Annotated in this window: 2 protein-coding genes and 1 pseudogene; all 3 read right to left on the bottom strand. The window is 39.8% G+C overall.

Translation table 11 applies throughout. The annotated features are described in order from the left end of the window. Window positions 1-121: pseudogene (locus AC1DVJ_RS30890) on the bottom strand (chemotaxis response regulator protein-glutamate methylesterase); the annotation flags it as partial. Between the two features lie 89 nt (window positions 122-210). Then, entirely contained in the window at window positions 211-1,080 is an 870-nt protein-coding gene (locus AC1DVJ_RS30885) for a MinD/ParA family protein (RefSeq protein WP_477596740.1), read from the bottom strand. Next, the coding region (locus AC1DVJ_RS30880) for a flagellar biosynthesis protein FlhF (RefSeq protein WP_477596738.1) at window positions 1,077-1,683 on the bottom strand (607 nt) is incomplete at its 5' end. The genes AC1DVJ_RS30880 and AC1DVJ_RS30885, both read right to left, overlap by 4 nt.

Raw genomic sequence — 1,683 nt, 5'->3', positions numbered from 1 at the left:
TCGTCACAGCATCCGGTCGAAGCAGCTTAACTAGTTCAATTGCTTCTTGCCCATTTTTCGCAGTACCAATGACCTTAAATTGCGGATTTTCAGAAATTAAATCACTAACTATTTTTCGCATAAAGACGGAGTCATCTACGACAAGAATGTTATATATTGCCAAGCTGCTTCCCTCCTCTATCTGCTAATTCGACACGATTTTCAAAAATCCTATTTCAAAATTCGCAACATTTTATTTAAAAAGCTCTTGACACCGATAGAAGGCGTTTCTATGACTCGATATCCTTTTATATAATTATCCGTAAGCGTTTTTATGCTTTTCGTTGCCGCGGAATAGGGATAAGCGATTGAGAAAGGAATTTGCCTTTTCACTGCTTTAGAAACAACCGGATCATCATCAACAAACCCTAATGTTGGGATATGAATATTCAAGAATTGTTTGGCTACTAAAGAAATTTTGTCAGCCGTTTGCTTCCCTTCTCTTGCATCAGTTACACGATTAATGACTAGCTTAAAGGATACATCGTGGCCCATTGAATTCACCATTTTGATAATGGCATAAGCATCTGTAATCGATGTTGGCTCAGGAGTCGTCACGACGATTGCTTCTTCAGCCGCAAGAATAAACTTCAGCGTTTCTTTTGACAGGCCTGCTCCCGTATCAAAAATGATAAAATCCACATAACCGTTGAGTTGCATGACTTGCTCTGCAAAATAATCTAATTCTTCTTCACTTAATCGCAGTAAGTCATTAAAACCAGAACCACCTGCAATAAACTCTAAATCATTGGAACCCTTCTGAATGATTTCCCAGATCGTTTTGTCCTTTTTTAACAAGTGATAAAGACTGTATTTGGAGGAAACACCCATTAATACGTCAATGTTCGCGAGTCCGATATCTGCATCGAAAACTAGTACCTTATACCCCAGAGACTGCAGTGATAAAGCGAAGTTTAGCGTAAAATTGGATTTACCTACACCACCTTTACCACTGGTCACGGTAATGATTCTGGTTGTTCTTGTGCTTTTATCCCCCTGCGTCTGAACCAGATTCCGCAACCCTTCTGCTTGATCCTTCATGTTCTAGGCTCCTCCAATAGCAGATCAATGATTTGCCACTCGTTCATTTCCGCAATATCATCGGGTACACTTTGTCCAGTTGTCACATACGAAAGCTTAAGGGAAAACTCATGAACAACATTTAGAATGGCTCCGTAGGAATCTGTTTCGTCCATTTTGGTAAAGAGTACTTTATCCAACTTGAACTTACTAAAGTTATTCGTTATTGCCCGCAAATCACGATATTTGGTCGTTAAGCTTAGTACGAGAATCGTTTCACTATTCCCTTGCGTCTTCAGCAAGGAATTCAATTCGGAAACATACATTTCGTTCCGGAAATTACGCCCAGCAGTATCCATGAAAATGATGTCGCATTCCGCCAAATTTTGAAATGCTTTCGTCAAATCCTGTGGAGAAAACACGACTTCGAGTGGCACATTTAAAATGGTTGCATATGTTTTTAACTGCTCAATAGCAGCAATTCGATACGTGTCTGAGGTAATAAACCCGACTTTACGGTGATATTTCAAGACTTRCTCCGCAGCCAATTTGGCTATTGTTGTTGTTTTACCAACACCAGTTGGACCCACGAAATGAACAACGCGTGTTTGTGCAGATATATGC

This window comes from Paenibacillus sp. P4_A9 (assembly GCF_056402415.1).
Note: the sequence above shows the minus strand (reverse complement) of the source record. Positions and strands in the feature narration are given on the sequence as shown.

Bases quoted from the DNA above. Each gene is read 5' to 3' on its own strand.
- AC1DVJ_RS30885 (WP_477596740.1), bottom strand. From the start codon at position 1,080: ATGAAGGATCAAGCAGAAGGGTTGCGGAATCTGGTTCAGACGCAGGGG.